This window comes from bacterium (genome assembly GCA_027622355.1).
Taxonomy (GTDB): domain Bacteria; phylum UBA8248; class UBA8248; order UBA8248; family UBA8248; genus JAQBZT01.
Genome location: JAQBZT010000212.1, coordinates 1 through 5,224, shown reverse-complemented (window position 1 = coordinate 5,224; position 5,224 = coordinate 1). Strand labels below are relative to the sequence as shown.

Sequence of the window (5,224 nt, the reverse complement as noted above, 5' to 3'; positions counted from 1 at the left end):
TTGTGCTCCTCGGGTTGGGGGATGAGGATGACGCGGCCGATGCAAAATACCTGGCGGAGAAGATCGCCCACCTTCGGATTTTCCCGGACGAGGCGGGGAAAATGAATCTCTCTTTGCTCGATGTGGGGGGGGAGATGCTGATCGTCAGCCAGTTTACGCTCTACGGAGACTGCAGAAAGGGACGGCGCCCCTCCTTTGCGCATGCCGCCGCCCCGGAACGGGGGGCGGCGCTGTATGAGGCTTTTGTCGAAGAGATTCGGGCAAAAAAAGTGCCGGCCGCGACGGGCCGTTTTGGGGAGATGATGTTGGTGGAAATCGTCAACGATGGCCCCGTCACCCTCCTTCTGGACTCGAAAGGGGTTTTTTGATGGGCGCGCAGCCAGAGGCCTCTATTTTAAAGCGCCGCCTCGATGCGTTGCGGGATCACTACGACGCGGCCTTTCTGGATTCAGATCCTCTCGGCATGGTCCATGCCTTCTCCCGCCCTGCCGACCGGGAGGTGGCCGGTTTTTTCGCGGCGGCGCTCGCTTTTGGAAATGCGGTGGCGATCCGAAAAACGCTCGGGAAAATTTTCAGGCGCCTGGGGGATCGGCCCGCCGAACGGCTGCGGACGCTCCCTCACGGGGAGAGCGGCGGATTGTTCCGGGGAATCGTTCACCGCTGGGTCAGGCCCTCCGCCCTGGATCGGCTGGCGCATTCGGTGGGCGGGGCGCTCCGCACACACGGTTCGCTCGAGGCCCTTTTTATGGAGGGCTACGATCCGGCGGAGAAGACACTTCACCGGGCACTCTCCGTATTCCGCTCCCGCCTGCTGCATGGCGCCGAAGAAGGCGCCCCCGCCATGCGCAAGGGCACGCGTGCGGCGCTCTGCTACCTCCTGCCTGATCCGGCGGCGGGAAGCGCCTGCAAGCGGTTTCACCTTTTTCTCAGATGGATGGTCCGGCCCGCGGACGGCCTCGACCTCGGCCTCTGGCAAGGGGTGCGGCCCGATCAACTCACCATACCGCTGGACACCCACATCGCCCGCATCGGCGGCCTGCTTGGACTCAGCGAGCGCACCACCCCGAACCGGAAGATGGCCGAGGAGATCACGGACGCCTTGCGGCGCTTCGATCCGGCGGACCCGGTGCGCTACGACTTTGCCATCTGCCGCATGGGCATTCTCGGCCACTGCCCCCGGCGGCGCGACGACAGGCTTTGAGCCGGATGCCCCCTTCAGGATGTTTGCCGTCATTGGAGGGGCGTGCCGGCCGCCCAGCGCCCCCAGCCGCAGGCCGCCGCCGTCCCTCTTCCGGGGAGTCACCCCCGTGTCCGATAAATGGATAGAGTTGTTTGCCCAGGTGCCCTCGGATGCGGCCGAGGCCGCCGCCAGCCTCCTTATCGACTCGGGAGCCTCGGCGGTCGAGAGGCGCGAAGGCACCTCGGGCACCCAGGTGCTCGTGACCCATTTTCCGTTCGGACAAGGCGCTGCCGAGGGCGTGCGCAAGGCGGAGCAGATCCTCTCGCGCATCGGCGTTCCCTCGAGCGCCGTGACCGTCCGCCTGATCGAAAACCAGGACTGGGTGAACATCTCCCGCGGCCAGTTCAAGGGGGAGGCGTATGGGGAGCGGCTCTGGATCCGCCCGCCCTGGGAGGAAGCCTCTCCGCCGGAGGGGCGTGTCGAGATCGTTCTGGAGCCCGGCCAGGCCTTCGGCACCGGACGTCATTCCACCACGCGGCTTTGTCTGGAGTCTCTTGAGAGAATGTGCGCCGATGCGGCCCCCCGGCGGGTCCTGGATGTCGGATGCGGCTCGGGGATTCTTGCCGTGGCGGCGCTTCGGCTGGGGGCGGAGGCGGCGCTGGGGCTCGACCTGGACCCGGATGCCGTCGAGGCGGCACGGGCGCTGGCCGAGGGGAATGGACTGCAAGAGCGGATGCGGTTCGAGATCGGAACGCTGGATCATGACACGCTGGGAGAATGGTGGGGCCGGGTGGACCTTCTTCTGGCCAATATCTTCCTGGGGCCGCTGCGGGAACTGGCCCCCCGGATGCATGCGGCGCTCTGCGCCGGCGGGCGGGGGGTTTTGAGCGGGATAGGATACGAGCAGCGCGAGGCGCTGGAGAGGGCGGTGAGCCAGGCCGGTTTTCAGGTGACCCGCGCGTGTGCGCTCGATGAGTGGACCGCCATTGAGGTCATCAAAATATAGACCTCAAAACATAAGTTCAAAAAAAAACCTCTCCCGGCAGGGAAGAGGTTTTTTCGCTCGGGAAAGTGCGGGCGCGCCCTAATCGCTTCCGCGAAATTTCCGCCGTGGGGTATCATCCTCCGTGTTCCGCAGCTCCCGCCGGGCGACGCGCATGAGCCGGTCCCGGACCCAGCCGGAGGTGCTCAGTCCGGCGCGTTCCGATGCAAAGTGAACCAAGTCCAGCAACTCAGCCGTCATTCGGATCTGCAGGGCCTTGTTATGTCGCCTTTTCGCTGCAGGTGTCGCCGGATCCCCTTTATTTTCAGGGCCTTCAACCTTGTCCATGTAGCAAATGTAGTGCCATTGGCATCATAAGTCAAGAAATTTTTTTTTCCAGAGAAGCGATTTTTGGGCTTGATTTGTAGTGCCAAACGCAATACATTACGTTGGAAAAATGTAGTGCCAGTGGCAGTACCACATCTTCGCTGTTTGCTGGTCCTTTCGCTGCCCGCCGAACTGGAAGGCGGGCGCTGCAGCCGGAGAAGGAGCGGTCGAGGAAGCGTTGCATTCACCACTGTCCCGCAGGGTAAGGAGAGCGTCATGATCGGATTCGTGGCCGTCGATCGTGAGGAGGCCTTCGCGCTTCTGGGCCTGGCGGAGGACGCGGAGCCGGAGGCGGCGCACCGCGCCTTCCGGCGCCTCGCCCGCTCCTGTCATCCCGATCTCTACGGCGGCAAACCGGAGATGGAGAAATCCTTCAAGCGATTGAGCGCGGCCTACCGCCTGGCGCGGGCCGAGCTGGAAATCGCGCTTCGCCGCCGCGCCGAAGCCCCTCCGCCCCACCGGGGGAGAGACCTCTTCTACCGGGTCCGGCTTCCCTTCCGGCTGGCGGCGATGGGGGGCGTGGTTTCCGTCCGCTTCAAGCGCCCCCATTTCTGCCACCGGTGTGCGGGCAGCGGCCAGCCTTGGTGCCGGCCCTGCGGGGGAGTGGGGGAGATCAAAAAAACCGTGCATCTGAAAATCCGCATCCCGGCCGGGATCGAAGAAGACGCACAAATCCGCCTGCGTGGCTGCGGGGGAAGGGATCGAACCGGCGAGCGAAGCGGCGATCTGTACGTGGCGGTGCGGATCCGGCCTCACCCCCGCCTCCACCGCCGCGGGCTCGACATCTACAGCGATGCCGAGGTGCCCCGCTGTCTGCTCTGGAAGGGAGGCGAGATTGAGGTCGAAACCCTCGGGGGGAGCGAGAAGCTCAAGATACTGCCCTTCACCCGGCCCGGGAAAACCCTCCAGCTCGAAGGGCGGGGCGTGGTGCGCGGCCGGGGGGCATCCGCCGAAAAGGGAGATCACTTCATCCGCATCCTGCGCGAGGCAGGCGATGCGCTGCCGGGAGGATAGTAGGCTGTGAATCTGGCGGGATCGATTCGGGATTTTGTTTTTCTTCCGGGCGGTGGCGGTTTTCCGCGCCCGGATGATCCCGGCTTCGCCGCCCGCATCATCGATCTCGAGCCGCTTGAGCCGCTCGATGCGGTTCAGCGCAGAAGCGAAGAGCCCCTCCTCGCGGCGAACCGCCGCACCCACCGGGGGTCCATCATCGACATTCGGGTGTAGTGCAGGTTTTCAGTCGGCGAGAACGAACAACTGGGATCGGAACGGCACGTCGAGTTCCTCGCGGGCCACGCGCGCGCACCCTTCCGCATCGATCATGCCGGGCATGTGTACCGCCGTGACCTCCACCTCGCGGAAGTGCAGCTTGGCGGCCCGGATGAAGGCCTTGATGGAGGGGTAGGGGTCTTCGATGTCTTTCGTCTTGCAGATCTTCTCGTAGTTCTCCGCCGTGTCGGCCTGGAGACTCACGGAGAGCGCATCCACGAGGCCGTGCAATTCCGGGATGATGTCGCGCTCATTCGTCCGGCTGCCGAGGCCGTTGGTGACCAGGCGGATTTTCCGGGCGCCCCGCTCGCGGAGGCCGGCGGCCACTTCCTTCAGGACATCAAGCCGCAGGGTGGGCTCCCCGAATCCACTGAAGACCACCTCCTCGTATCCGGCGGCTTCTCCCGCCGCTCGCAGGATCTCCTCTGCCGAGGGCTCCGCCGACAGCGTGAGGTCGTATCCCTTGTAGATTTTGTCGCTGAGCAGGCCGCAGAAGAAACAGGCGTTGCTGCACTGGTTGGTGATGTTGATGTAGAGCCTCTCTCCCAGGGTGTAGGCGATCGTGTCGGCGGCTCCGTTGCCGATGCCGAACAGGCGCGAAACGTTCCGGGAGGTGATACGGGCGACATCCTTCGTCGTGAGGCCGTATATCTCGGCGAGGGTTTCGGCGACGCGGGCGACGAGGGCGGGCTCGTTCCGCTGGCCCCGGGCCGGCGGCGGCGCCAGATAGGGGCTGTCGGTCTCAATCAGGACCCGCTCGATCGGGACGCCGGCGAACACCTCGCGCAGCTCATCCGACTTTTCGAACGTGATCGGGCCGGCCGCGCCCAGGTAGAAGTCGAGCCCGATCAGTTTCCGGGCGAGTTCCGCATCGCCGGTGAAACAGTGGACCACCCCGCCGACGTGCCATGCTTTTTCCTCCTCCAGTATCTGGAAGATATCCTCGCCTGCGTCGCGGCAATGGACAATGACGGGCTTTTTCAGCTTCACGGCCAGGCGGATCTGCTCGCGGAACCAGTGCCGCTGGAGCTTCGGCGTGCTGTGGTTGTAGTGGTAGTCGAGCCCGATCTCGCCGATGGCGACCACCTTGGGGTGGCTGGACATGTCGGAGAGGGCGGAGAGGGTCTTTCTTCCAGTGTTTTTGACTTCGTGCGGGTGAACACCGACGGCGGCGTAGATGGGGTCGTAGGCCGCGGCGATCTCCACCGTCCGCCGGCTGCTCTCGACATCGGAGCCGACGGCAAGCACGAACCTGACCCCCTCGGCCAGGGCCCGCTGCATCACCTCCTGCCGGTCCGGATCGTAGACTTCGGCATCGAGGTGGGCGTGCGAGTCCACGAGGAAGGGAAGCTCCGCCAGATTCTCCGGGCTCTGGAGGGTGACTTTCGCAAGGGGCGGGCGGGCGG

The 5,224-nt window shown here is 64.9% G+C and carries 6 protein-coding genes; 5 read left to right on the top strand and 1 reads right to left on the bottom strand.

Annotated elements, in window-relative coordinates:
- The 5 genes from dtd to O2807_11605 all read left to right on the top strand — a co-directional run.
- Positions 1-368: D-aminoacyl-tRNA deacylase (gene dtd / locus O2807_11625; protein ID MDA1001147.1), on the top strand; the 368-nt coding region annotated here is incomplete at its 5' end.
- Positions 368-1,201: a TIGR02757 family protein gene (locus O2807_11620; protein ID MDA1001146.1), complete on the top strand. Its 834-nt coding sequence runs from the start codon at positions 368-370 to the stop codon at positions 1,199-1,201. The genes dtd and O2807_11620, both read left to right, overlap by 1 nt.
- A gap of 106 nt (positions 1,202-1,307) precedes the next feature.
- Positions 1,308-2,186 carry a 50S ribosomal protein L11 methyltransferase gene (locus O2807_11615; GenBank protein ID MDA1001145.1) on the top strand — a complete coding sequence of 293 codons (879 nt, stop codon included), beginning with the start codon at positions 1,308-1,310 and terminating at the stop codon, positions 2,184-2,186.
- Positions 2,187-2,765: 579 nt separating this feature from the next.
- Positions 2,766-3,563, top strand: coding sequence for a DnaJ domain-containing protein (locus O2807_11610; protein ID MDA1001144.1), 798 nt, complete (start codon positions 2,766-2,768; stop codon positions 3,561-3,563).
- Between the two features lie 6 nt (positions 3,564-3,569).
- Positions 3,570-3,776 (top strand): hypothetical protein, encoded by a 207-nt coding sequence (locus O2807_11605; GenBank protein ID MDA1001143.1) that lies wholly within the window; start codon positions 3,570-3,572, stop codon positions 3,774-3,776.
- Positions 3,777-3,785: 9 nt separating this feature from the next.
- Here O2807_11605 and O2807_11600 read toward each other — a convergent pair.
- The coding region (locus tag O2807_11600) for a YchF/TatD family DNA exonuclease (GenBank protein MDA1001142.1) at positions 3,786-5,224 on the bottom strand (1,439 nt) is incomplete at its 5' end.

Bases quoted from the DNA above. Each gene is read 5' to 3' on its own strand.
- O2807_11620 (MDA1001146.1), top strand. From the start codon at position 368: ATGGGCGCGCAGCCAGAGGCCTCTATTTTAAAGCGCCGCCTCGATGCG.
- O2807_11610 (MDA1001144.1), top strand. From the start codon at position 2,766: ATGATCGGATTCGTGGCCGTCGATCGTGAGGAGGCCTTCGCGCTTCTG.